This is a genomic window from Bradyrhizobium sp. UBA2491, assembly GCF_002341725.1.
Classification (GTDB): Bacteria; Pseudomonadota; Alphaproteobacteria; order Rhizobiales; family Xanthobacteraceae; genus Bradyrhizobium.
Genome location: NZ_DDOP01000018.1, coordinates 1 through 23,616, shown reverse-complemented (window position 1 = coordinate 23,616; position 23,616 = coordinate 1). Strand labels below are relative to the sequence as shown.

Genomic DNA, 23,616 nt, shown 5'->3' with positions numbered 1-23,616 from the left:
AAGACTTACGACCGGACAAAACAAGCTGCCGCCCTGCAAAGGTCGAAACGCTGCGGCGTCAGCGACGCGAGAGGAAGTGCCATGTTGGAAACGCCTGTCCTGATCGTCGGCGCCGGACCTGTCGGTTTGACGGCCGCCATCGCACTCTCGCAGCATGGCGTCCGCTCCGTGCTGGTCGAACGCCATCCATCGACCTCCATCGCGCCCAAGGCCCGCGGCATCAACGCGCGCACGATGGAGATGTACCGGCAGATGGGCATCGAGGACGACATCCGCGCGGCCGGGATGCCGGCGCAATACGGCAAGATGATCCTGTGGGCGGAAAGCCTGGCCGGAAAGGAGATCAACCGTCTCGCGCCCGGACGCGGCTCGGCGGCGAGCCTGACGATGTCGCCGGCCGGCAATTGCGGCTGCTCGCAGGATATCCTCGAGCCCATCCTGCGGCGTCACGCCGAAGCGCTGGCGCCCGGCAGCATCAGGTTCAACACCGAGCTCAGCGATCTCAGGCAGGACGCGAGCGGGGTGAGCGGCACCCTGACCGATGCCGTGAACCGCGACACGATTCCGTTCCGCGCCCGTTACGTCATCGGCGCCGACGGTACGCGCAGCTTCGTGCGCGACACGCTTGGCATCGGCAGGACCGGCGAGCGGGACATCTACGATTCCGTCAATCTCCATATCCGCGCGGATCTGCGGCCGTGGGTCGAAGACCGGCCGGCGGCGCTGTACCTGATCGAGCAGCCGGACCTCCGCGCCACGTTCCTGACCGTGAACGGCACCGACCGGTGGGGATTCCTGATCCACAGCCTCAGCGTCTATGGCTTCACCCGCGAAAACCTTACGCCCGAGCGATGCATCGCGCTGGTGCGCCAGGCCGTCGGCGTGCCGGAGCTGCCGGTCGAGCTCGTCGGCATCAGCTTCTGGAACTGCTCGGCCATGGTCGCCGACAGGTTCAGCGACGGCAACGTTTTCCTGGTCGGCGACTCCGCGCATGAAACCACGCCGAGCGGCGGGTTCGGTATGAATCTCGGCGTGCAGGATGCGCAGAACCTGGCATGGAAGATGGCGGCCGTGTTGCACGGCGAGGCCGATGCCGCACTGCTCGACAGCTACGACGCCGAACGCCGGCCGCACGCCTCCGACGTCGTGCGGACCACTTTGCTCAACATGCAGAGCTTCGACCGCACCGCGCGTCAGGCCGAGGCAAAACTTCCGCGCAAGGAATTCCTCAACGAGCGCGGCCTGATCTTCGGCGCCTGCTACAAGTCCGCGGCCGTGGTCCCGGACGGCTCGAACCCGCCTGCCGTCAGCGACCCGGTGACGGACTACGTGCCGTCGGCGCATCCCGGTTGTCGCGCGCCGCACGTGCCGCTCACGCGCAAGGGTCAGCCGGTCTCGACAATCGATCTGTTCGGCAGAGGCTTCGTGCTGCTGGCGGCCTCGCATGGCGCGGCATGGCGGACGGCGGTCAGCCAGCGCGGCCTGCCGCGTATCGACCTGCACATCCTCGGCGAAGATGTCGTCGACATCGAAGGCAACTGGATGGACGTCTATGGAGTCCAGGACGGTGGCGCCGTCCTGGTCCGACCGGATGGATATGTGGCCTGGCGCGTTGCCACCCTGCCGAACGATCCGGCGCGCGCGCTCGCCGACGCGTTCGCCCACCTGTTCGGTCGCCAGGCCGGCACGCAAGCGGCCTGACCGATGGCTGTCGGAGCGACGTCGCAAACTGCTGTCACCTCTCCGCAAGAGCTCGGCCTCGACCCGGCCAAGCTCGAACGGGCCTGCGGCATCATCGACGGCCACATCGCGGCGGGTTTTCATCCCGGCGCGCAGCTCGCCGTCGCGCGGCACGGCCGGCTGGCGACCTACCGCTGCTTCGGCCACGCCATGCTCGATCCCGCGCATGCCGTCGGCGAGACCACCCTCTTCCCGCTGTTCTCCAACACCAAGGTGATCACCGCCGCCGCGGTCTGGACGCTGGTCGAGGACGGCCGGCTGCGCTTCACCGACCGCGTCGCCGAGCATGTGCCTGGCTTCGACGCGCACGGCAAGCAGGACGTCACCGTCGCGCATCTCTTGACCCATCAGGCCGGCTTTCCCGCCGCCGAGGTGCCAGCGGCATGCTTCACCGACCACCAATTGCTGCGCCGGGCGGTTTGCGATTTCAGGCTGGATTGGCCGCCCGGATCACGGCTGAGCTATCATCGGATGTCGGCGCACTGGGTCATCGCGGTGCTCATCGAGGCGCTGACCGGCGCCGACTATCGCGACGAGATCCGCAAGCGGGTGATCGCGCCGCTCGGGCTCGCCGACGAGATCGTGCTCGGACTGCCGGAGAGTGAGGACCGGCGCAGATCGTTGATGTATTCGCCGAAGCAGGACGATCGCTGGCCACCCGACGCGATCGAAGCGACGCCGCACTTCAGGCGCGCAGGCATCCCCGGCGCCGGAGGCTACGCGACCGCGCGCGCGATGGCGGTCTTCTACCAGATGATGGCGCAAGGCGGCATCTGGCGGGGCACGCGCATCGCGTCGCCACGGATGATCGACTACGTGACGCGCGACTTCACCGGCGACATGGTCGACGATGACATGGGCTACCCGATGCATCGCGGCCTCGGACCGTTCTGCCGCGGCCATTCGCTGACGGTGCGCGGACTTGGCGCGATCGCGCATCCGAGAACCTTCGGGCATAGCGGGGTCGGCACGTCGTATTGCTGGGCCGATCCGACCAGCGGCGTGTCGTTCGCCTTCCTCAGCAACTGCCGCAGGGACAATGAATGGCACAACAAGCGCATGGATACGCTGAGCACGCTCGTCCACGCAGCGATCCTGCAATGAGCATCAATCGGCCGCCGACGATCCAGCCTCTGCGCCGCCGAACGGGGAGATTGCCGTGACGATCGCCGTACCGGATACGCAGGAAGCCCCTCGATCGGAGCAGGCGGCCGCCGATGCCGGTTGGTACGCGTGGTACGTCGTGTTCATCCTCACCGCCTGCTACACGCTCGCCTTCGTGGATTCGAAAATCCCGTTCATCCTGGTGCAGGCGATCAAGAGCGACCTGGCGCTGACCGACACCCAGCTCGGCATCATCGCGGGGCCTGCCTTCTCGCTGATGTATGCCGCCGGCGCGATGCCGATCGCAAAACTGTCGGACCGCATCGCGCGCAAATACGTCATCGCGGTTGCGGTGACGATCTGGAGCGGCTTCACGGCCGCCGGTGGCGCCACCCACTCGTTCCTCTCATTCATGCTCAGCCGCACCGGCGTCGCACTCGGCGAGTCGGCGCTGACGCCCGCCGCACATTCGATGTTCGCGGACTATTTCCCGGCGGGCCAGCGCTCCAAGGTGATCGCGATCTACTCCTGCGGGATTGCGATCGGCAGCTTCATCGCATTGACCGTCGGCGGCGCGCTGTCCGATCGGCTGGGCTGGCGCACCACCTTGATGATCGTCGGCGGTGTCGGCCTGGCGCTGTCCTTCATCGTCGCTGCCACCGTCCGCGAACCGGCGCGCGATCTCAGCACCTCGGGCCGGCAGATGTCGGAAGGCAGCCTGGTCGCGCTGCTGAGCGATCCGGCGATCCGCAACACCATCGTCGGCGGCATGATCCTCGGCATCGCCAACGGCTCGGTGAGCGCGTGGGGGCCGGCCTACATCATGCGCACCTTCCACCTGTCGGCCGCGGCAACCGGCGCGACCTACGGCACGCTGCTCGGCATCCTTGCGATCGTCGGCACGCTGGCAGGCGGATTGATCGCCGGCTGGCTCTCGAACAAGGACGTCAGGTATGGCTTCCGGCTGCTCGCGGCGGCGTTCCTGATCTCGACCATCGCCAAGATCATCTCGCTGCTGACCTCAAGCTATGTCCTGTTCCTGGCGTTCGGCGCGGTCTCGGCCTTCTTACAGCTGTTCTATCCCGGGCCGACCTATGCGACGATCCAGTCGCTGGCAAAACCGAATGCGCGCAGCTTCGCATCGGCGGTGACGATGTTCTGCATCAACGCCGTCGGCATCGCCGGCGGCGCTTTCCTGACGGGATTGTTGAGCGACCGCCTGGTGCCGTTCGTCGGCGCCGAGTCGCTGCGCTGGTCGCTCGGGATCATGTCGCTGATGTCGGCGTGGGCCGCCATCCACTACTGGCGCGCGGCCTATCACCTCGGGCGACGGGCCAAGTCAATCGGCTGACGGTTACTCGAACAGGTTTCGTCGCGTCGTCAGCAGATGATCGCGCATCGCGCGGGCCGCGTCGTCGGCCGAGCGCCGCCGCAGCGTCTCGCAGATCGCGCGGTGATGGGCGAACGAGCGGCGCCGCTTTTCGGGCGTGATCGCGGCTAGCCGCAAGGCCTGCCAGTCCCCGGTCGATCGCGCGGCGTTGAACGCCGTTACCAGGCCGACCAGGATGTCATTGCGGGTCGCCTCCGCGATCGCGAGGTGGAACGCGCCGTCCCAGCGCACCCAGGCCTCATCGTCCTTCACCTCGGTGGTGCGGCGCATGCAGGTCTCGATGTTGGCGAGATCGGCTTCGCTGGCGTTGACCGCCGCGATCGCGGCGATCGAGGGTTCGACGGCGAGGCGGGCCTCGAGCACGGCGGCCGGACTGCCGCGCGCGATCAGGCGTTCGATGCTGACGGGACCGGCGGTGCGGCGGCCGAGAAACGTGCCGTTGCGGCGGCCGCGCCAGAGCTGCCCCTCGAGCTCCATCTGGGTGAGGATCTTGCGCAACGCGCGGCGGCTGATGCCGAGCTCGGTGGCGAGCTCGCGCTCCGGCGGCAGACGGTCGCCCTCGCCGAGCTCGTTCTGCTCGATGAAATGGAGCAGCTCGTTGGCTTCTTCGGCGTCGGACTCTTGATCTGATGGCGCCGCTCTCGGCACGTCGGGCTCGCTATCCTGAAAGGACTGTTGCGCGAGTCTACTCCCCCCGCAAGAAGCCGAATAGCGCTATTCACGCGACCGGCCCGCGACGCGACATGCTATCCAAAGCGATGATCGTAGCGATTGATCGACAGCTCCTTGGTGTCGATCTCCGGCGTCTTGCCGGACAGCATGTCGGCCAGCACCCGGCCCGAGCCGCAGGCCATGGTCCAGCCCAGCGTGCCGTGGCCGGTGTTGAGGTGCAGGTTCGCATAGCGCGTCGCGCCGATCACCGGCGGACCATCCGGCGTCATCGGGCGCAGGCCGCACCAGAAGGTCGCCTTGGGCAGGTCGCCGCCGCGCGGAAACAGGTCGGTCAGCGAATGATCCAATGTCGCGCGCCGCGCGTCGTAGAGCTTGGTCGAGTAGCCGGAAATCTCGGCGGTGCCGCCGACCCGGATGCGATCGCCGAGCCGAGTGATCGCGACCTTGTAGCTCTCGTCCATCACGGTCGATTCAGGCGCGCCGCTGGCGTCCTTGATCGGCACCGTGATCGAATAGCCCTTGACCGGATAGACCGGCAACGAGATGCCGAGCGGCCGCACCAGATGCGGCGAATAGCTGCCGAGCGCCAGCACATAGGCGTCCGCGGTCATCACGCCGGCGCTGGTCGCAACGCCGGTGATCCGGGTCGCGTCGGCGTTCAGCCCGTCGATGCCGGTATTGAAGTTGAAGCGCACGCCGAGCTTCTCGGCTTCAAGCGCCAGGGCCTGCGTGAACATGTGGCAGTCGCCGGTCTCGTCGTGCGGCAAACGCAGCCCGCCGGCGAATTTCTGCTTGACGCCGGCAAGTGCCGGCTCGGCTTTGATGCAGCCCTCGCGGTCGAGCACCTCGAACGGCACGCCATATTGCTTGAGCACGGCGATGTCGTCGCCGGTGTGATCGAGCTGGGCCTGCTCGCGAAACAGCTGCAACGTGCCCTGCGCGCGCTCGTCGTATTTGATGCCGATCTCGCCGCGCAGCGCTTGCAGGCAGTCGCGGCTGTATTCCGCGATCGGGATCATCCGGCTCTTGTTCACGGCGTAGCGCGCCGTGGTGCAGTTGCGCAGCATCTTGAGCAGCCACAGCCACATCACCGGATCGAGCTTCGGTCGGATCACCAGCGGGCCGTGTCTCATCAGCAGCCACTTCACCGCCTTCACCGGCACGCCCGGGCCGGCCCAGGGCGACGAATAACCCGGCGACACCTCGCCGGCATTGGCGAAGGAGGTTTCCAGCGCGGGCTTCGGCTGCCGGTCGATCACCGTCACCTCATGGCCGGCACGCGCGAGGTAATAGGCCGAGGTGACGCCGATCACGCCACTGCCGAGAACAAGGACCTTCACTTTTCCTCACATCCTGCAACGAAAACGCAATCGCCGCTGCGAAACCATTCTGCTTCGCAACGGCGACAGCAATTTGTAGAGCTAGCTAGAAAATAGCTAGCAATTATCAGGCCACGCGCTTGATGGCGTCGCCGAGGATCGAGACGATGTCGTCGATATGCGACTTCTCGACGATCAAGGGGGGCGACAACGCCAGCGAGTCGCCGCTCATGCGGAAGTAGAGGCCGCGATTGAAGCAGTCGACCATGACGTCGTAGCCGCGTGCGCCGACGGCGCCGTCGCGCGGCGAGAGCTCGACCGCGCCCATCAGGCCGACATTGCGGATGTCGACGACGTTCGGCAGGCCCTTCAGCGAATGCAGGCCATCGCGCCAGTACTCGGCGAGCGAGGCGCCACGGGTCAGCAGGCCTTCGTCCTTGTAGATGTCGAGCGTGGCAAGACCCGCCGCGCAGGCCACCGGATGCGCCGAATAGGTGTAGCCGTGGAACAGCTCCATCGCGTTGTCGGGACCGACCATCAGCCCATCATGGATCTGGCGGCTGGCGAACACCGCGCCGCACGGCACGGTGCCGTTGGTGATGCCCTTGGCGGTCGTCATCATGTCCGGCGTGACGCCGAAGAAGTTGGCGGCGAATGGCGCGCCGAGGCGGCCGAAGCCGGTGATGACCTCGTCGAAGATCAACAGGATGCCGTGCTTGGTGCAGAGCTCGCGCAGCCGTTGCAGATAGCCCTTCGGCGGCGGCAGCACCGCGGTCGAACCCGGCACCGGCTCGACGATCACGGCCGCGATGGTGTCGGCGCCGTGCAGCGCCACCATCCGCTCGACATCGTCAGCGAGCTCGGCGCCATGCTCCGGCTGGTCCTTGGCGAAGGCGTTGCGCGCCATGTCGTGGGTGTGGCGGATATGGTCGATGCTCGGCAGGTGGTTGGCGAACTGGCGGCGGTTGGCCACCATGCCGCCGACCGACATGCCGCCGAAGCCGACACCGTGATAGCCGCGCTCGCGGCCGATCAGACGGGTGCGGGTCGGCTGGCCGGCGGCGCGGTGATAGGCCAGCGCGATCTTCAGCGCGGTGTCGACCGATTCAGAGCCCGAATTGGTGAAGAAGATACGATCCAGCCCCTTCGGGGCGATCTCGGCGAGACGCTCGGCGAAGTCGAACGCCATCGGGTGGCCCATGTTGAACGAGGGCGCAAAATCCAGCGTGGAGAGCTGGCGCTCGACGGCGGCTGCGATCTGCGGGCGGCTGTGGCCGGCGTTGACGCACCACAGACCGGCGGAGCCATCGATCACCTGCCGGCCATCGACCGAGGTGTAGTACATGCCCTTGGCGGAGGAGAACAGCCGCGGCGCCTTCTTGAACTGCCGGTTGGCCGTGAACGGCATCCAGAACGAATCGGTCTTGATGGTGTTCGGAATCTGATGAACGGTCACGGTGCACTCCATGGGCTGGGTTTGCCTAGTCGGACCACTCTTCCCGGCACTCAACAAGTCCTTTTCTGTCGCAGCGCAAGCCATTGATCTTGTTGAGGCAGTCTGCGAAGATTTGTTCGATCCGCAACACCTGCAACAGGGATTTGCCATGAGCGTCGACATTGGCGGTCGGCTTCGATTCATCCGCGCGCGGCACAAGCTGTCGCAACGCGAGCTCGCCAAGCGCTCCGGGGTGACCAATTCGACGATTTCGCTGATCGAATCCAACCAGATGAACCCGTCGGTCGGCGCCCTGAAGCGCATCCTCGACGGCATCCCGATGGGGCTCGCCGAATTCTTCGCGATCGAGCCGGAGCGGCCGCGCAGGGCGTTCTACCGCGCCGACGAGCTGACCGAGATCGGCAAGAAGCCGATCTCCTACCTCCAGGTCGGCGACAATCTGTTCGGCCGGGCGTTGCAGATCCTGAAAGAGCGCTACGAGCCCGGCAGCGACACCGGCCGGGTGCCGCTGGTGCATGAGGGCGAGGAAGGCGGCATCGTGGTCTCGGGCCGGCTCGAGGTCACGGTCGACGACGAGCGGCGGGTGCTCAATGCCGGCGATGCCTATTATTTCGAGAGTCGCCGCCCGCACCGCTTCCGCTGCATCGGCGCCAAGCCGTGCGAGGTGATCTCGGCCTGCACGCCGCCGACATTTTGAGATCCGCTGCCGGCAGCGGCCGCAGCATCGTCAGAGGTCGCGGGTCTGCCGATCGCCATAGGCGATCACGGCGGCAACGGTGGCAAACATCGCGACGGTGGCGATCAGGACCAGGATGGTGTCGAGAGGCATCGTTGTTCTCCTGCATGTTGCGGAGAAAGCCTAGCGCGCGGACGCCCCCATCACCTTGCGCTGGATCAAAACCGACATCGTGACGATCAGCCCGCGCCGGCGAGCTTGAGCCGTTCCAGATCGAGCAGGCGGACGCCGTCCGGCACGATCAACACCGCCTTCTCACGCGCAAGCCGCGTCAGCGTGCGGCTCACCGTCTCGATGGTGAGACCGAGATAATCGGCGATGTCCTGCCGGCTCATCGGCAGCGCCACGGTGACCGACACCGCCCCGATGCGCGCATGACGCGCCTGCATGTTGAGCAAGAACGCGGCAATCTTCTCCTCGGCGGTGCGCCGGCCGAGCAGCAGCATCTGGTCCTGCGCGAGGCTCAATTCATGCCCGGCGAATTCGTGCAAGCGGCGCAACAGATGCGGCTTGCCGTCGATATAGCCGAGGAAGGCCGACCGCGCGAACCGACAGACCGAGACCGCGGTGACCGCCTCGGCGGTGACGCCGTAACGGTCCTGCAATGCGAGCCCGAGGAAATCGCCCGGCAGCGCAAACCCGACGATCTGCCGGCGGCCGTCCGGCAACGATTTGTAGAGCCGCACCACGCCATCGGTGACGTTGAACACACTGCCCGCCAGCGCGCCCTGCTCGAACAATGTCGTCCTGGCCGGGACCAGCTTCGCCTGGCTGATGCGGTCGAGTTCGTCGAGCTCGGTCGCCTCCAGCGCCGCGCAGACGCTGAACAGCCTGACCTTGCAGTCCTCGCAGCCATTTGCGGCACGGCCATGCTTGCAATCGCGCGCTGTCGCGCCGGCACAGGTCTCGTGCTGGGGGCCGGCAATGCTCATCGCTCAGGGGTCCGCATGGTTTCGATCCCGACTATATCGGCTGTCATTTGACCTGGATCAACCGTCCGCGGCATTGATGCAGATCAATGCCGCATCGGCCGTTCCCCGACAGTTTCGCTGCTCATCGGGGAATTCGGACGATGAACGAGCAATTCCAGGCACATCCGATCGACCAGCATTACGCCATCGCGGCCTATCCGCTGGTCTTCATGCATGATGCCAGTATTACCACGGATCAGTGGCTGCAATTCGTACGCCGGCACGGCCGCAGCAGTTCACCCCGCACCGGGCTGATCGCGATCCGCGATCGCCGCGGCGTGATCCATGCGCTGTTCAGCTATCGCATCGACAGCGACCTGCGCGTCCGCAAGCGGCTCAGCATCAGCGATTTGATCGTGGCCCACCTTGCCGGATCGCAGATCGACGACGCGGTGGCCGATGTCATCGCCGATGTTGCGCGGCAGTACGGCTGCCAGGCCGTCACCATCGAACGTCCCTTCGTGACATCGGATATGCGAGGCCCGGGATGCCCGACCGCCGCGGCGCTGCGCCGCGCCAGCCGGCGGATCAATTGATACAATCTGTCTTGATCTGGATCAGTGCACGCAATCTTGAGTTGCTGTATGATCCGAGTGCCATGAGCACCTCCGATCTCAAGCGAAATGTCCTGACCGTGGTCGCGATCAAGATCGTGATCGTCGTGCTCGCAGCGATCTTCGTGTTCGGACCGGACCGCCGCCCCCGCATCGATGCCGACACGCTCGACCGCCAGATCCTGAACCATCCACCCCTCAACAACCGGGAATCCATCCGATGACGTCAATGGATGTCGTATCGCTATCGCGGCTGCAATTCGGGTTGACCGCGCTCTATCACTTCCTGTTCGTGCCCTTGACGCTGGGCCTCGCCGTGCTGCTCGGCGTGATGGAGAGCGTCTATGTGATGACGGGACGCACGATCTGGAAGGAGATGACCAAGTTCTGGGGCGTGCTGTTCGGCATCAACTTCGCGATGGGCGTCGCCACCGGCATCACGATGGAATTCCAGTTCGGCATGAACTGGGCCTATTACAGCCACTATGTCGGCGACATCTTCGGCGCGCCGCTGGCGATCGAGGGCCTGATGGCGTTCTTCCTCGAGGCGACCTTCATCGGCCTGTTCTTCTTCGGCTGGGACAGGCTCGGCCGCATCCAGCATCTCACGGTGACATGGCTGGTCGCGCTCGGCTCCAACCTGTCGGCGCTCTGGATCCTGATCGCCAATGGCTGGATGCAGTATCCGGTCGGCGCCAAGTTCAATCCCGACACGATGCGGATGGAAGTCTCCGACTTCATGGCCGTGCTGTTCAACCCGGTCGCGCAGGCCAAGTTCGTCCACACCGTCAGCGCCGGCTACGTCACCGGAGCGATGTTCGTGCTCTCGATCAGCGCGTTCTATCTGCTGCGCGGCCGCCCCATCGAGCTCGCCAAGCGATCGATGACGGTCGCGGCGAGCTTCGGGCTCGCCGCCGCGCTCTCCGTCGTCGTGCTCGGCGACGAGAGCGGCTACACTGCCGGCGAGAACCAGAAGATGAAGATCGCGGCGATCGAGGCGATGTGGGACACCGAGCCGGCCCCCGCCTCGTTCACGCTGTTCGGGCTGCCCGACCTCGCCAACCGGCGCACCAATTACGAGGTCAAGATCCCCTGGATGCTCGGTCTGATCGCGACCCGCTCGATCGACAAGACCGTGCCGGGCATCAAGGAGCTGGTCGGCCACGCCGAGCAGCGCATCCGCTCCGGCCTGATCGCCTATGACGCGCTCGAGAAGCTGCGCAAGCAGCCATCGGACGCCGAACGGGCGCGGCTCGATGCGACCGCCGCCGATCTCGGCTATGCGCTGCTCTTGAAGCGGATCCGTCCCGACATCGGCAATGCCACGGCCGACGAGATCGCCGCCGCGGCGTGGAGCACCGTGCCGGCGGTATCGCCGCTGTTCTGGAGCTTCCGGATCATGGTCGGACTCGGCTTCTATTTCATTGCGCTGTTCGCGCTCGCCTTCATGCTGGCGAGCCTGCGGCAGCTCGAGCGCTATCGCAGCTTCCTGTGGCTGGCGCTGATCAGCCTGCCGCTGCCATGGGTCGCGGCCGAGCTCGGCTGGATCGTCGCCGAGGTGGGGCGGCAGCCCTGGGTGATCGAAGGCGTATTGCCGACCTTCCTCGCGGTCTCGAGCATCTCCGCGGCCGATGTGTGGACCACGCTGATCGGATTCGTCGTGTTCTATTCGACGCTCGCGGTGGTCGACGTCTACCTGATGGTGAAGACCGTGAAGGACGGGCCTCCCTCGGGTGCCCCGTCGGAGCAGCCCGCATTGCGGCTCGCCGCAAGCCCCGCCGAATAGGGAGACTGTCATGTTCGACTACGAAACGATGCGATTGATCTGGTGGGCGCTGCTCGGGATCCTGCTGATCGGCTTCGCGGTGATGGACGGCTTCGATCTCGGCGTGGCGATCCTGCTGCCATTCGTGGCGCGCACCGACATCGAGCGCCGCATCGCGATCAACACCGTTGGCCCGGTATGGGAAGGCAATCAAGTCTGGCTGATCCTGGGCGGCGGCGCGATCTTTGCGGCGTGGCCGATGCTCTATGCGGTGGCGTTCTCCGGCTTCTATCTCGCGATGTTCCTGGTGCTGGCGGCGCTGATCCTGCGCCCGGTCGCGTTCAAGTTCCGCAGCAAGCTGGACCGCCCGCGCTGGCGGGTTGCATGGGACGTCGCGATCTTCGTCAGCGGGCTGGTCCCGGCGCTGATCTTCGGCGTCGCCTTCGGCAACGTGATCGTCGGCGTCCCGTTCCGCTTCGACGATACGCTGCGGATGATCTATGAGGGCAACCTGCTCGGCCTGCTCAACCCGTTCGCGCTGGTCTGCGGCCTCGTCAGCGTCGCGATGCTGACGCTGCACGGGGCATGCTATCTGGCGCTGAAGGCGAGCGGACCGGTCGCCGATCGCGCGGCGCGGGCCGCGCGGCTGGCCGGGCCCGTCGCGATCGTGCTGTTCGTGCTCGCCGGCGCCTGGGTCGCGTTCGGCATCGACGGCTACACCATCACATCGCAGCTCGCGCATGACGGACCGTCGAGCCCGCTCGCCAAGCAGGTGACGCGGCGCGCCGGCGCCTGGCTCGACAATTACCATGCCTATCCATGGAGCATGGCCGCGCCAATCGCCGCCATCGCGATGCTGGCGCTCGCCGCGGCGCTGGTGTCGGCACGGCGCGCGATGGCGGCGTTCCTGTGCAGCAGCGTCGGCGTTGCCGGCGTCGTCGCCACCGCGGGGCTCAGCGTGTTTCCGTTCATGCTGCCGTCGTCGCTCGACCCGCACGCCAGCCTCACGGTCTGGGACTCCTCGTCGAGCCACCTGACGCTGAAGATCATGCTGTTCGCGACCGCCGTCTTCCTGCCGATCATCCTGCTCTACACCGCCTGGGTCTACCGCGTGCTGCGCGGACCGATCACGGCCGCGATGATCGAACGCGGCGGACATTCCTACTGAGGGAGATCACCAGCAATGTGGTACTTTTCATGGATCCTCGGCGTCGGCTTCGCCGCGACCTTCGCCATCCTCAACGCCATGTGGTTCGAGCTCAATGCCCAGGACAGCGCCAACGACCGCAATGCGCCGTGACGGCACGGTGGCGGCGGCCGTCCGCGCGGCGTCCTTCGCCGCCGCGCTGGCGGTCAGTGTCGCGCTGATGCTGTTTCCGTTCCTGCTCCGCCACGTGGCGGAGGCACGACTGCATACCGCGCTGCCGGTGCTGATGCTCGGCGTCGCGGCTGCGTTCGTCCATGGCATCGGATACCGGCCGGACGGCGCCCTGCTCCGGATCCTGTTCGGGCCCGCCTGCGCGTGGACCCTGATGCTGGCCGGGGCACTTCTCATGGCCATGGCGTGAGCGGCAGGAATCCGCGCCGGCACGCCCGGCGCTCCACCAGCCGCCGGTGACCGGACCGTGGGCGAAGCGTCGGGTCGAACCTTCGCCCCGGCCATTCCGACCAATCACGAGCAAGGCCATCCCGCCCCGCGGAGCGCATCCCCATGTCCGGCCGAAACGGCATCCTGTCGCGCCTGATCGTCGCGGCATTCGTGCTGTGCATCGGCACCTCGGCGCAGGCGGAGAAACGCGTCGCGCTGGTGATCGGCAATTCCGCCTACCGGAGCGCGCCGCAACTGCCGAACCCGGCCGGCGACGCCAGGCTGATGTCGGATACGCTCGCCTCGCTCGGTTTCCTGGTGGTCGGCGGCGGCGCGCAGGTCGATCTGACCAAGCCAGGCTTCGAGGCGGCATTGCAGGCATTCGGACGCGAACTCGACGGCGCCGATGTGGCGCTGTTCTATTACGCCGGCCACGGCGTCGAGACCCACGGCCTCAATTACCTCGTTCCGGTCGACGCCAATCCCGGCGACGATGGTGACGTATTCATGCAGGGCATCGGGATGGCCGGCGTGATCGACCAGATGGAAAAGTCCGGCGCCGGCATCAACCTCGTGCTGCTGGATGCCTGCCGCGACAATCCGTTTCGCGATCGCGGCGTGCATTCCAGGACCGGCGGCCTGGCGCAGATGCAGGCGCCGCCCGGCACGCTGATCTCGTTCGCGACCCAGCCGCGCAGCGTCGCGCTCGACGGCGATAATGGCCACAGCCCGTACACGCGTGCGCTGGCCGAGACCATCCGGCATCGGGGCTATGGCCTGTTCAGGACCTTCAACGAGGTCGGGCTTGCGGTGGAGAAGGCGACCCGCGGCCGGCAGCTGCCGTGGCTCGCCTCCTCGCCGATCGCGACCAAATTCTATTTTGCCGGCGAGCCGGTGCCGCAAGCGGTTAAGGCATCACTGACCTCGGAGGCGACCGCCGCGCAATCGCGGCCGTCGGACGAGGCGCTGCGCCGCGATCTCGTGACCGACTGCGATCGTCTCGCCGCGATGCCCTACGACCTCGGCCATGCCGCCAGCGAGCCGGGCGTCGACATCGACAAGATCAGGATTCCGGAGGCGACCGCGGCCTGCAACGCGGCGATGCAGGCCTATCCCGGCGTCGGCCGCTTCGCCTTCGAGGCCGGCCGGGTCGCCAGCGCGCGCAAGGACTATGCCGAGGCACGCCGCTTGTTCGACCAGGCGGCCGCGGCAAGCTATCCGCTCGCCGCCCACAATATCGGCGTCATGTATGAGGGCGGCAACGGCGTGCCGCTCGACAGTGCCGAAGCCGCACGGTGGTACAGGAAGTCGGTCGATGCCGGTGAGCCGATCGCGATGGTCGACCTCGGCTGGCTCTACGAGATGGGACGTGGCGTGGGCCGCAACTGCGCCGAGGCGGTCAGGCTCTACGAAAGCGCGGTGGCGGCCGGCGATCCCGACGCCATGAACAATCTCGGCCTGCTCTATCTGCGCGGCAAATGCACCGGGCGCGACTATGCCGAGGCCCTTCGCCTGTTCGAGCTGGGCACCGCGCTGAACAACGCCGCCAGCATGAACGGCCTCGGCGTGATCTACAACGAGGGCGACGGCGTTGCCCGCAGCGCCAGGCTTGCGCGGCAATGGTTCGAGAAGGCTGCCGCGCTCGGCAATCCCGAGGCGAAGCAGAACCTGCGCGGGATGCGGCACTGAGCGGCAACTTCGTTGCTTGCGGCGGAAACCGGCGTGGGGTGTCATCCGTAACAACAGGTATCCGACACGGAGCCCCGCATGCGCGCGATCGTCCTCATTGCCGCCATCCTGTTCGCCCTCACCTCGCCCGCCCGGGCCGACGACGTCGGCGCCGCGCAGGACGTGATCCGCGCCCAGGAGCAGGCGTTCGGCCGGGACGACGCCGCGGGCGCCTATTCCTATGCCGCGCCCGCGATCCGGCAGATCTTTCCGCAGGCCGACATCTTCATGTCGATGGTGCAGAGCAAATACGCGCCGGTCTACCGCCACCGCAGCTTCGAGTTCGGCGCGGCGCAGAGCGACGGCGGCCGGATCGCGCAACGCGTCCACATCGTCGACGCCAACGGCGAGGCGTGGGAGGCGCTCTACACGCTGGAGCGGCAGGCCGACGGCAGTTTGAAGATCACCGGCTGCGCGCTGCTCAAGGCCGGCCAGTCGGTGTGATCGCGGCCTCCGGATCCGCCGGTGATCCCCTAGGACAGGCCCTTCCTTATCCGGAGCCTGTCCTCGAGCCAATCGAAGATCACCTCATTGGCCAATGTGGGGTTGTCGATGTGTCCCTGCATGGCACCGGTTTCGGCACGCCGGAACAGGATCAGCCTGGCGTCGCGATGAATGTGGCTCAATTGGTCGCCGAATTTCGTCAAGGCACCCGGCAGAAGCCAGCCGGCTTCGCCGGCCGTGACGAGCACCGGACATTCGATGCCGCGTGAAATCGCGTTGGCTTCGTCGATCCAGCAGATTTGCGTGTCGTCGCCTGCTTGCCGATGGAAGAAACTTCTCTCGTGCAAGTCCCAGATCCCGGCGTCGCAAACGGCCGCGGCAAACCTGGCGTCGGTGGCCGCCGCGCGGGCGACCAGGGACGAATTGCACGCGTCCGCCACGATGGCGATCCGGGTGTCGTCGACCCCCGGCTTCTCCGAAAGAAAATCCAGCACGCGGCTCATGGCGGCCTCGAACTTGTGGCCGTCGAGCCATTGCGGAGGCAGGGCCGTCTGAGTCCCGAGCAGATCCACGGCGAGCAGCGAGAATCCGCGCTCGTTGGCATGGCTGGCGTATTTGGTGATCAACTCTTCCTTGTAGGAACCCGGCTCGCCGATGCAGACAATGACGGGCCCGTCATCGCGAAACGCCGACGGCAAATAATAGGCCTGGAGCGACAATTCATCGGTCCACGGAATCGAGAGCACCTGGCCGGCCGGAACCCGGCTCTTCAGAAAGTTGATCGCGCATCGCCGCATGCCGTCGACGGCACGCTTCAGCAGATCATTCGAGTATCCGGGTGGCCTTGCGGCGGCGTGAAAGTACGTCGTCGCGCGAAGCCAGTTGCGACGGGCGGTTATCATGTTTCCGCCGAGCGACGCATGTTCGGCTCTCGCTTCGTTCAGTTCGGCGGTCTTGATCCACTCTCCCGACCACGAATTCTCCGAGGCGAGGTCGATCTTGCTCAACGTCAACCAACATTCGGAGACCGACGAGCCACCTTCCTGCGCGGCAGCCAGGAGCTTGATGAACTCCGCCGACAGATCCTCGCGTTCCGGCCACGCGGGCCAGCCCTTGTCGTCGAACTCGACGCTGCTTGACGCGGTGCCTCGCACCTCACGGTTGTCATGCATATGTGGTCAACTCGTTGGCACCCGGCTCTGCGGCAGGTACGAATTATCGATACGAGTCCGCCAATCCGAGCCGACGAGCCGCCGCGTCTGTCGCCACGCGACGTTGGCGCCGAAATCGCAAACGCCAATCACCCGGCTCTCCCACAAACTTATTCCAATGGGCGTTCATTTAATTGAAGTCGTTCGGCGGCGACAATCGTCGATAAGGCGGCGCAGGAATGCGTTGCGCTTATGCCTGCGGCAGAATGTTGCCGCAGCAATCGTCTGCCGAGCAGATGCTCGGTAAATGCCTCGAATGTGTTCGACTGGCTCATTGCGTGTGGCGAAGCGTGCCGAACCGGCCGCCGCGCCACGCGCGCTCACGGGTTCGCGAGTACTGGCGCACCGCCAATCACTCGAGCGTGACTTCACCACAAGCCGCTTGAACACGCCGGCGTTGCGCCAGTCGATCAGCAAGCTAAAGAGCGACGATGCTGCCATCCTTGCCGAGGTAGCCCTGCACCGCGAGCGCGCGATCACTCGATCTGACGAATCGCTCCACGAGATCGAGAAAGATCGAGAATTCCTCGTCGCTCATGCACTCCAGCCAGACATCGTTGACGTTCGACTGCATCGGCGCGAGCGAGTCCAGCAGCGCGCAGCCGCCTTGCGTGACAGCCAGCTTGGTGCGGCGACGATCATCCAGATCCCCGGCCTTCTCGACCAGCCCGAGTTCGCTCAGGTGCTGGATCGCCTTCGTCACGCCGGCGCTGGTCAGGCGGAGATAAGCGGCGATGGTCACCGGGAAGACGTCGCCTTTGGTCTCGAGATAGCGGATCGTGGTCAGGATCGTGTATTGAATGCCCGCGATGCCGGCATGCGCCGCATAGCCCTGCGTCAGGTGATGGTGGCGCGACGACAGGGAGTGCAGGCAGCCGGTGAGCCGCTGCAACTGCAACTCGGTCGCCTTCGCGACACGACCGGTTCGCGGCGGAGCGCCGGACGCGCGCCGGGACTGGGCCGACGAAGGCCTGCGGTTGCGGCCGGATTCTGCGGTTGCCTTCGTCATGCCGAGCGGCGCTTCCTGAGAGCGGCACAATTAAATGATATAGTCACATAACTGACGCAACTTCGTTCGTCCAGATCATCCGCTCGCGTCGCGCATCACGATGCGAGCCGGATTTCGATCCCGGACTTCACGATGATTTGCGCCCCGCCGGAGCATTGCGCGGCGATGCCGGTGCTCCGCTGAAACGCACGCCCGATGGTGCTGAAATGAAAAAGCCTCCGGCAGGGCATTGCCGGAGGCTTTGGAGGTTAGTTCATGAAGACGTCCAATATCTCCTCATCATCATGGTCGGCAGAGCAACCGACACGCGTTTGTACATGATGCAATAATGTTAGTAAATCATATAACAACGTCTTGCTCAAAGATCAGGGCCCCGATGGTTACCCGCCGGGGCCCCTTGGTGATCAGCTCAAGCGCTTACCAGTTGCGCTGAGCGCGGAGCAGCAGCATGTAGGTGTCCTGGTTGCTGAGAGAGTACACAGCAGCCGGCTTGCCGATCGAAGCGCTGCCAGGATAGGTGACCGTACCAGCGTAGTTCTGATCCAGATGGGTGTAGGTGAAGTCGGCCGAGAACGTCAGGTTCTTCACCGGCGTCCACTGGGTCTGCGTGCCGATCTGGGCAATGCTGTAGTCGGGGTTGCACGACGTCAGGTTCGAGGTGGCACCGAGCAGGATGCCGAACGATCCACCCACACCCGTTCCGCCCGGCCCGCAGATGTAGCTCTTGGCCGTGCCGTTGTAGTTCACCTGGGCCCACGCACCATAGATGCTGGTGTTCCAGTACGGGTTCCAGTTGTGAATGTAAGCACCGCGCAGGCCGTAGGTCGTGATCAGCTGCTGCTGACCGCCGGTGACGAACACGCTGTCCGGCGCGATGCCGAAGCCGATGCTCTGGTAGGCGCCGGGAACGCTGGTGTTGCCGAAATAGGTGAACGCGCCGGCTCCCGAAAGATCCTGGATGTTGTAGCGCGTCGCGCCGTTGGTATAGACGCCCTGGACGTTGATGGTGTCGCCGGCTCCGGTCGGGATGTTCTTGATCGACAGAGCCAGTGCACCGGCCCAGCCCCACTTGTCGTCCGGATGACCGGTCAACTCAGTGCCGCCGTAGTAGGCCGCATGATTGTCGTGCGCCGCGAACGACGCCTGGAACAGGCCCCAGGCCTGGTCGACGCGGAGAGCCGCGATCAGGTCAGGCGCAATGGTGCCGGCATAATCGCTCGCGCCGTAGACGCCGAGCGCACCGGTCCCGAGCGCGCCGAGATTCTGCACGCCGGCCTGGGTATAGGCCGACTGATCCTGAGCCGACAGCGACAGCGACACGCCGTTGCCGAACTGCGCGGTGTAGGTGAACTGGTTGACGCCGGTGATGGTGCCGCCGCCGCCGACCAGACCGTCGAAGTTGTTGCCGGGATAGTTGGCCCACGGCGCCGAGAACTGCGAGACCGCCTTACCGATGGTGAAGCCGGCGAACTGGATGAAGGCGTAGTAGACGCCAACCGTACCGGCGGCGACACCGCCCGAGCTGCCATTGTTCGGCGCAGCATTGGTTCCGATCGGCGAGTAGACGGTCGAGCCGGCAGCGGCGCCGGCGCCATAGCTGTCCGAGGTCCAGTTGAAGGTCGCGTCGAAGAAGGTGCGCACCACGCCGTATTCGGTGGCGGTGCGGGTATCGACGTTGAGGTCTTCACGAGAACGCCAAGTGTAGCCGTTGGTGAAGCGGTTCTGTGCGCCGGCCTGACCGGCATAGTTGCCGGTATGATCCGAGTTGGTGTTGGCGAGAACGTCGACACGCAAATAGCCGCCGAGCTTGATGCACGTGTCGGTGCCCGGAATGAAATAGAAGCCCGGACCATAGAGCGAGCAGACCTTCACATACTCGACCGCCTTGGCCTTGACCGGAAGGTCGGCCGCCATAGCGCCACTGCTCGCAACGAGAGCTGCCACCGAGCCCAACAAAAGGCCCTTAACGATATTCATGCTATCCTCCAAGTGATGCCTTGCGCGACGGCAAAGCGACAAACGTTCCCCGTCTCGAAAACCGCTGCCGCGCAGCCGCTTTCAAGATGCTCGTGGTCAACTCGGCCACTGCAGGCGTGAGATGGTGGATGCCCCCCATCTACGGGGCGGAACAATGCTATTGGGCAGTCACATATTCAACTTATATTAGTTAGTCATTCTATGTTTGCGCACCCATGTGTCCTTCAGGCAACGCATCGACGAACATTTTTGTCTGGCCGCCTTCAAAAATCGCTCGATATCTGTGAAGATGAATTTTTGTTAAGGGACGCCATGACCGAGCGCAGATCGACCGACAAACTGCAGGACGCAGCCGAACGACTGGCCTGGGAAATCGTGTCGACCAGCACCCGCCTGGAGGAGTTGCGCAGCATCTGGGCCAAGATGATCGGAATCACGGGTCCGCAATGGATGATCATGACCGTGCTGGCGAATGCCGAGGACCGCAATGTCGGCCTGCCCGTCGGCGCCGTTTCGCGGGCGCTGCGCGTCGATCAATCGTTCGTGGTCACCCAGTCGAAACTGCTCGAGAAGAAGAATTTGCTGCGCCGCAAGAGCTCGACCGAAGATGCCCGTGTCGTGAACCTGTCGTTGACCGATCACGCCAAGAAGCAGATGGCGAACCTGTCCTCGCAGCGGCGGGAGTTGAACGAGTTCGTCTATGCCGACCTCGATCTGCGCGAGCTGGTGCAGCTCGCTGGCAAGATGGACTCCATCAAGAATCGCCTGGAGAAGGCGATCGCCAGGATTTCGGCCGGTCTTTAGTTCTTGGTGCGCTGCGACGGAAGCGCATCATGGTCTCGTCGCTTTGCGGCGGGTGGCGTGCGTTCCGGATCAGGCCACGGCCAGCCGCTGCCGCGCCCGCATCAGGAGCAGCAGGACGATGCTGACATTGAGCAGGTTCCAGGCCAGACCGTTGGCAAAGGCCGCGGCATAGGAGCCGGTGGCGTCGAAGATCACGCCGGAGATCCAGCCGCCGAACGACATGCCGAACACCGAGGCGAAGATCACGATGCCGATCCGCGTCGCCGCTTCCGATGCCGGCATCGCCTCGCGCACGATGATGGCATAGCTCGGCACGATGCCGCCCTGGAACAGGCCGAACATCGCCGAGATGACATAGAGCGAGGTCAGGCTGTCGAAGAACAGGTAGAACAGCAGCGCCGAGCCCTGCGCCACCGAGCCAATCAACAGCGTTCGGATGCCGCCGATCCGGTCGGCGAGGAAGCCGGAGCCGATCCGGCTGATGATGCCGAAGCCCAGCATCAGCGACAGCATCTCGGCGCCGCGCGCCACGCCGTAGCCGAGATCGCCGCAATAGGCGACGATGTGGACCTGCGGCATCGACATCGCCACGCAGCAGGATATCGACGCCAGCGACAGGATCGCAGTCAGCGCGTTGGTCGACAGCCTGAGGTCGACCCGCGGCGGCGCCGCATTGACATGGCTGCGCCGGGTCGCAGCCCCCATCAGCATCCGCAGCACGGCGAGCGCGAGCGCCATCGCGACCGCGGTGAAGATGCCGATCGCGATATGGGTGGTGCGCCAGCCGACGCTCTGGATGCCGAAATTGACCAGCGGCGGCCACACCGTGCCGCCGACATAATTGCCGCTGGCGGCGATCGCGACCGCGAGCCCGCGGTAGCGCTCGAACCAGTGCGACGCCTCCGCCATCAGCGGACCGAAGGTCGCGGCCGACGACAGGCCGATGGCGAAATGCAGCAGAATGAAAGCCCAGATCGACGGCGCATAACCGGCGCCGATATAGCCGAGGCCAAGAATGCCGATCCCGGCTCCGATCGCAGCGACGATGCCGTAGCGGTCGCTGATCTTGCCGGTTACGACCTGGCCGATGCCGAAGCCGAGCATCACCAGCGTGAAGGCGAGCGAGGCCGTTCCACGGCTCGCGCCGAAGTCGGTTTGCACCGCCGGCAAGGCCACCACCACCGACCACATGCCGACGCTGCCGAGCGAACCGATCACCACGGCGACGATGAGGCGCAGCCACGCCCGGCGCGAGTCGGGAATGAACGTTGCGGCTTCAGGGGAAAATTGAGAAGAAATGACCACGGCAGCCGGAACTTCGTCGGCATTCGGCTCAAGGTCAAGCCACATTGCCGAGAGATTAGGCATGCAGCAGCAAGGGGGCGCGGTGAACCCACCGGCGCGTGAGACGTTTCAATTGCGGTAGTTCGGATCCTGCGCCTGGAACGGACCGCATTTGGCGTCGAGCCCGAACCGGTGATCGAAATCGACCGTACCGCCACCGACGGGAATGCGCGTCGGCGACAGCCCGCGCGTGTATTGATCGACCGTCACGAACTTCTTGTCCGCGCTCATCGTCACGTGCACCGGCTCGAGGCCCTTGCCCTTGTTGAATTCGGTGAGATCGAGCGTGTAGTAGCCGTCCACGGTTTGGCCGGCGGCCATGCCGCCGCGCGGGGCGAGCACGACGGATTGCGGGAGGTAGACCTCCATCAGTGCGCCATTGGCCTTGCAGGCGATCATGCGGATCAGCCAGCTCCGGTCGTCGGGGAGCGTCGCGGCCGGGACCTGCGCCGACCACAACGCAACAACCGCAGCAGATCCGATCAGCATCGCTCGACCTGCCCGCTTCGACATCGATGCCTCTGAATTGCGTTGCTCGCAACTTGGTCGGAGGGCGGGCCGCGAAAGTTCAACCCGCATCGGATGCCGCGCCGGTCGTGGCCAGACCGACCATTGCGGGAATATCGGTCGCCGAACGGTGATCCATGCTGACGAGAACGATTGATACAATGCGAGCCGCCTCACACCGGTGGCGCACCGGGACGGCGCGCCGCTAGCAAGGTCAGCATCGAAGCGCACAGTGTCGGAGGATCATCATGCATGCGTCGTCAACCGAATGGCTACCCGTTGCGTCAGCGCCGACGGACCGCGAGCTCGAGGTCTGTGTCCTCGATTACGACGGCATGGTCCATGCGCTGACATTCCCATGCCACAAGGACGGTGCCGACTGGGTCGACCATGCCAGCAGCAGGCAGCTCGACATCCAGCCGACGCAGTGGCGCAGCTGGATGCATTCCGCCCATTGAGCAATCCGCGGGCGCCATGGGGCGGTCGCCGGGCGAGGTCCCCCTGCCCGGCGCCTGCGACGACCTGCGCAGTGCCATAGCCAGCACTTATTAACCCTTTGCTAACCATACACCCGGCAAGAATTGCCCAGTGAAGTCGAGTGTCGTCGAACGCGTATGACGGGTGGAGATCCCCGTGGACGCCAGCGCGGTGCCTCACTTTCGGAACGGCGGCCCTGCGGCCGTCGCGCAGACGCTTGGCGGCCGCAGCCGCCAGTCGCGGGGGAGAGCGGCTACCATGGTCGACGTCACGGCGGGTCAGGGCACGGCAGGCAAGAGCGGATTGCCGAGCCTCGGCGAGATCGCCGATGTTTTGAAGCGCGGCGATCTCGCGCTGGCACTCGGCGTCCTCACCATCCTGGTGGTGCTGATCCTGCCGCTGCCCGCGATCGTGCTCGATCTCTTCCTGGCGGTCTCGATCACGGTCTCGATCCTGATCCTGATGACCTCGCTGTTCATCCAGGCGCCGCTGGAATTCTCGTCATTCCCGACCATCCTGCTGATCTCGACCATGCTGCGGCTGTCGCTGAACATGGCCTCGACCCGGCTGATCCTGAGCCATGGCCACGAGGGCACGGCGGCCGCCGGCCACGTCATCGAGGCGTTCGGCAACTTCGTGATGGGCGGCAACTTCGTGATCGGCATCATCGTGTTCGCGATCCTGGTGATCGTGAACTTCGTGGTCATCACCAAGGGTTCGGGCCGTATCGCCGAAGTCGCGGCGCGCTTCCAACTGGACTCGATGCCCGGCAAGCAGATGGCGATCGACGCCGACCTGTCCGCCGGCCACGTCATCGAGG

Annotated in this window: 24 protein-coding genes; 15 read left to right on the top strand and 9 right to left on the bottom strand. The window is 65.4% G+C overall.

From position 1 onward, the window contains the following. Window positions 1-81 precede the first annotated feature (81 nt). From B2W55_RS05820 to B2W55_RS05810, 3 genes are read left to right on the top strand one after another with little or no spacing between them, the layout of a single operon-like run. Entirely contained in the window at window positions 82-1,701 is a 1,620-nt protein-coding gene (locus B2W55_RS05820; RefSeq protein WP_024583923.1) for an FAD-dependent monooxygenase, read from the top strand. Between the two features lie 3 nt (window positions 1,702-1,704). Beyond that, entirely contained in the window at window positions 1,705-2,844 is a 1,140-nt protein-coding gene (locus B2W55_RS05815) for a serine hydrolase domain-containing protein (RefSeq protein WP_024583924.1), read from the top strand. A gap of 55 nt (window positions 2,845-2,899) precedes the next feature. After that, a complete protein-coding gene (locus B2W55_RS05810) occupies window positions 2,900-4,195 on the top strand; it encodes a spinster family MFS transporter (RefSeq protein ID WP_024583925.1) in 1,296 nt (431 codons plus the stop codon). A gap of 3 nt (window positions 4,196-4,198) precedes the next feature. Here B2W55_RS05810 and B2W55_RS05805 read toward each other — a convergent pair whose 3' ends face one another. From B2W55_RS05805 to B2W55_RS05795, 3 genes are all read right to left on the bottom strand, one after another. Further along, a complete protein-coding gene (locus tag B2W55_RS05805; protein ID WP_024583926.1) occupies window positions 4,199-4,882 on the bottom strand; it encodes a FadR/GntR family transcriptional regulator in 684 nt (227 codons plus the stop codon). A 98-nt stretch (window positions 4,883-4,980) separates the two neighbouring features. Then, window positions 4,981-6,246, bottom strand: coding sequence for a D-amino acid dehydrogenase (locus B2W55_RS05800; RefSeq protein WP_024583927.1), 1,266 nt, complete (start codon window positions 6,244-6,246; stop codon window positions 4,981-4,983). Window positions 6,247-6,352: 106 nt separating this feature from the next. Continuing rightward, on the bottom strand, window positions 6,353-7,693 hold the full coding sequence (locus B2W55_RS05795) for an aspartate aminotransferase family protein (protein WP_100555245.1): 1,341 nt from the start codon (window positions 7,691-7,693) through the stop codon (window positions 6,353-6,355). A 136-nt stretch (window positions 7,694-7,829) separates the two neighbouring features. On the opposite strand from B2W55_RS05795, the gene B2W55_RS05790 reads away from it, so the two are divergent. Then, window positions 7,830-8,378: a cupin domain-containing protein gene (locus B2W55_RS05790; protein WP_024583929.1), complete on the top strand. Its 549-nt coding sequence runs from the start codon at window positions 7,830-7,832 to the stop codon at window positions 8,376-8,378. Window positions 8,379-8,596: 218 nt separating this feature from the next. On the opposite strand, the gene B2W55_RS05785 is transcribed toward B2W55_RS05790, so the two are convergent. Continuing rightward, window positions 8,597-9,349, bottom strand: coding sequence for a Crp/Fnr family transcriptional regulator (locus tag B2W55_RS05785; protein WP_024583930.1), 753 nt, complete (start codon window positions 9,347-9,349; stop codon window positions 8,597-8,599). Between the two features lie 140 nt (window positions 9,350-9,489). On the opposite strand from B2W55_RS05785, the gene B2W55_RS05780 reads away from it, so the two are divergent. The 8 genes from B2W55_RS05780 to B2W55_RS05745 all read left to right on the top strand — a co-directional run bounded on the left by B2W55_RS05780 (window position 9,490) and on the right by B2W55_RS05745 (window position 15,467). Further along, on the top strand, window positions 9,490-9,924 hold the full coding sequence (locus B2W55_RS05780) for a hypothetical protein (RefSeq protein ID WP_024583931.1): 435 nt from the start codon (window positions 9,490-9,492) through the stop codon (window positions 9,922-9,924). Then, complete coding sequence (locus B2W55_RS05775) at window positions 9,876-10,166, top strand: hypothetical protein (protein WP_029879882.1); 291 nt, start codon at window positions 9,876-9,878, stop codon at window positions 10,164-10,166. The genes B2W55_RS05780 and B2W55_RS05775 overlap by 49 nt, the downstream gene beginning before the upstream one ends. Beyond that, on the top strand, window positions 10,163-11,728 hold the full coding sequence (locus tag B2W55_RS05770; protein ID WP_024583933.1) for a cytochrome ubiquinol oxidase subunit I: 1,566 nt from the start codon (window positions 10,163-10,165) through the stop codon (window positions 11,726-11,728). Before B2W55_RS05775 ends, B2W55_RS05770 begins: the two co-directional genes overlap by 4 nt. 10 nt (window positions 11,729-11,738) lie before the next feature. Next, window positions 11,739-12,875 carry a cytochrome d ubiquinol oxidase subunit II gene (gene cydB, locus B2W55_RS05765; protein ID WP_024583934.1) on the top strand — a complete coding sequence of 379 codons (1,137 nt, stop codon included), beginning with the start codon at window positions 11,739-11,741 and terminating at the stop codon, window positions 12,873-12,875. A gap of 15 nt (window positions 12,876-12,890) precedes the next feature. Next, complete coding sequence (gene cydX / locus B2W55_RS05760) at window positions 12,891-13,007, top strand: cytochrome bd-I oxidase subunit CydX (protein ID WP_063830200.1); 117 nt, start codon at window positions 12,891-12,893, stop codon at window positions 13,005-13,007. Beyond that, window positions 12,997-13,275, top strand: coding sequence for a cyd operon YbgE family protein (locus B2W55_RS05755; RefSeq protein WP_024583935.1), 279 nt, complete (start codon window positions 12,997-12,999; stop codon window positions 13,273-13,275). Before cydX ends, B2W55_RS05755 begins: the two co-directional genes overlap by 11 nt. A gap of 143 nt (window positions 13,276-13,418) precedes the next feature. Next, window positions 13,419-14,984 carry a caspase family protein gene (locus B2W55_RS05750; RefSeq protein ID WP_024583936.1) on the top strand — a complete coding sequence of 522 codons (1,566 nt, stop codon included), beginning with the start codon at window positions 13,419-13,421 and terminating at the stop codon, window positions 14,982-14,984. 78 nt (window positions 14,985-15,062) lie between these two features. After that, window positions 15,063-15,467, top strand: a complete 405-nt coding sequence (locus B2W55_RS05745; RefSeq protein WP_024583937.1) for a DUF4864 domain-containing protein — start codon at window positions 15,063-15,065, stop codon at window positions 15,465-15,467. Window positions 15,468-15,496: 29 nt separating this feature from the next. Here B2W55_RS05745 and B2W55_RS05740 read toward each other — a convergent pair whose 3' ends face one another. From B2W55_RS05740 to B2W55_RS05730, 3 genes are all read right to left on the bottom strand, one after another. Then, window positions 15,497-16,639: an alpha/beta hydrolase gene (locus B2W55_RS05740; RefSeq protein ID WP_024583938.1), complete on the bottom strand. Its 1,143-nt coding sequence runs from the start codon at window positions 16,637-16,639 to the stop codon at window positions 15,497-15,499. 457 nt (window positions 16,640-17,096) lie between these two features. Next, the gene (locus tag B2W55_RS05735; protein ID WP_024583939.1) at window positions 17,097-17,687 is read right to left on the bottom strand and encodes a MarR family winged helix-turn-helix transcriptional regulator; all 591 of its coding nucleotides are present in this window, start codon (window positions 17,685-17,687) and stop codon (window positions 17,097-17,099) included. A 417-nt stretch (window positions 17,688-18,104) separates the two neighbouring features. Continuing rightward, window positions 18,105-19,664, bottom strand: a complete 1,560-nt coding sequence (locus tag B2W55_RS05730; protein WP_024583940.1) for a porin — start codon at window positions 19,662-19,664, stop codon at window positions 18,105-18,107. 312 nt (window positions 19,665-19,976) lie between these two features. On the opposite strand from B2W55_RS05730, the gene B2W55_RS05725 reads away from it, so the two are divergent. Further along, on the top strand, window positions 19,977-20,468 hold the full coding sequence (locus tag B2W55_RS05725; protein ID WP_024583941.1) for a MarR family winged helix-turn-helix transcriptional regulator: 492 nt from the start codon (window positions 19,977-19,979) through the stop codon (window positions 20,466-20,468). 69 nt (window positions 20,469-20,537) lie between these two features. Here B2W55_RS05725 and B2W55_RS05720 read toward each other — a convergent pair whose 3' ends face one another. Together B2W55_RS05720 and B2W55_RS05715 are read right to left on the bottom strand one after the other, a co-directional pair. Next, on the bottom strand, window positions 20,538-21,773 hold the full coding sequence (locus tag B2W55_RS05720; protein WP_043855708.1) for an MFS transporter: 1,236 nt from the start codon (window positions 21,771-21,773) through the stop codon (window positions 20,538-20,540). 108 nt (window positions 21,774-21,881) lie between these two features. Continuing rightward, a complete protein-coding gene (locus B2W55_RS05715; RefSeq protein ID WP_024583943.1) occupies window positions 21,882-22,301 on the bottom strand; it encodes a hypothetical protein in 420 nt (139 codons plus the stop codon). A 266-nt stretch (window positions 22,302-22,567) separates the two neighbouring features. Between B2W55_RS05715 and B2W55_RS05710 the strand changes: the two genes are divergently transcribed. Continuing rightward, a complete protein-coding gene (locus tag B2W55_RS05710) occupies window positions 22,568-22,777 on the top strand; it encodes a hypothetical protein (protein ID WP_024583944.1) in 210 nt (69 codons plus the stop codon). A gap of 277 nt (window positions 22,778-23,054) precedes the next feature. After that, window positions 23,055-23,616, top strand: a 562-nt coding sequence (locus B2W55_RS05705; protein WP_291532191.1) for an FHIPEP family type III secretion protein, incomplete at its 3' end; no start/stop codon positions are given.

Bases quoted from the DNA above. Each gene is read 5' to 3' on its own strand.
- B2W55_RS05820 (WP_024583923.1), top strand. From the start codon at position 82: ATGTTGGAAACGCCTGTCCTGATCGTCGGCGCCGGACCTGTCGGTTTG.
- B2W55_RS05815 (WP_024583924.1), top strand. From the start codon at position 1,705: ATGGCTGTCGGAGCGACGTCGCAAACTGCTGTCACCTCTCCGCAAGAG.
- B2W55_RS05795 (WP_100555245.1), bottom strand. From the start codon at position 7,693: ATGGAGTGCACCGTGACCGTTCATCAGATTCCGAACACCATCAAGACC.
- B2W55_RS05790 (WP_024583929.1), top strand. From the start codon at position 7,830: ATGAGCGTCGACATTGGCGGTCGGCTTCGATTCATCCGCGCGCGGCAC.
- B2W55_RS05785 (WP_024583930.1), bottom strand. From the start codon at position 9,349: ATGAGCATTGCCGGCCCCCAGCACGAGACCTGTGCCGGCGCGACAGCG.
- B2W55_RS05780 (WP_024583931.1), top strand. From the start codon at position 9,490: ATGAACGAGCAATTCCAGGCACATCCGATCGACCAGCATTACGCCATC.
- B2W55_RS05775 (WP_029879882.1), top strand. From the start codon at position 9,876: ATGCCCGACCGCCGCGGCGCTGCGCCGCGCCAGCCGGCGGATCAATTG.
- B2W55_RS05770 (WP_024583933.1), top strand. From the start codon at position 10,163: ATGACGTCAATGGATGTCGTATCGCTATCGCGGCTGCAATTCGGGTTG.
- cydB (WP_024583934.1), top strand. From the start codon at position 11,739: ATGTTCGACTACGAAACGATGCGATTGATCTGGTGGGCGCTGCTCGGG.
- cydX (WP_063830200.1), top strand. From the start codon at position 12,891: ATGTGGTACTTTTCATGGATCCTCGGCGTCGGCTTCGCCGCGACCTTC.
- B2W55_RS05755 (WP_024583935.1), top strand. From the start codon at position 12,997: ATGCGCCGTGACGGCACGGTGGCGGCGGCCGTCCGCGCGGCGTCCTTC.
- B2W55_RS05750 (WP_024583936.1), top strand. From the start codon at position 13,419: ATGTCCGGCCGAAACGGCATCCTGTCGCGCCTGATCGTCGCGGCATTC.
- B2W55_RS05745 (WP_024583937.1), top strand. From the start codon at position 15,063: ATGCGCGCGATCGTCCTCATTGCCGCCATCCTGTTCGCCCTCACCTCG.
- B2W55_RS05740 (WP_024583938.1), bottom strand. From the start codon at position 16,639: ATGCATGACAACCGTGAGGTGCGAGGCACCGCGTCAAGCAGCGTCGAG.
- B2W55_RS05735 (WP_024583939.1), bottom strand. From the start codon at position 17,687: ATGACGAAGGCAACCGCAGAATCCGGCCGCAACCGCAGGCCTTCGTCG.
- B2W55_RS05730 (WP_024583940.1), bottom strand. From the start codon at position 19,664: ATGAATATCGTTAAGGGCCTTTTGTTGGGCTCGGTGGCAGCTCTCGTT.
- B2W55_RS05725 (WP_024583941.1), top strand. From the start codon at position 19,977: ATGACCGAGCGCAGATCGACCGACAAACTGCAGGACGCAGCCGAACGA.
- B2W55_RS05715 (WP_024583943.1), bottom strand. From the start codon at position 22,301: ATGCTGATCGGATCTGCTGCGGTTGTTGCGTTGTGGTCGGCGCAGGTC.
- B2W55_RS05710 (WP_024583944.1), top strand. From the start codon at position 22,568: ATGCATGCGTCGTCAACCGAATGGCTACCCGTTGCGTCAGCGCCGACG.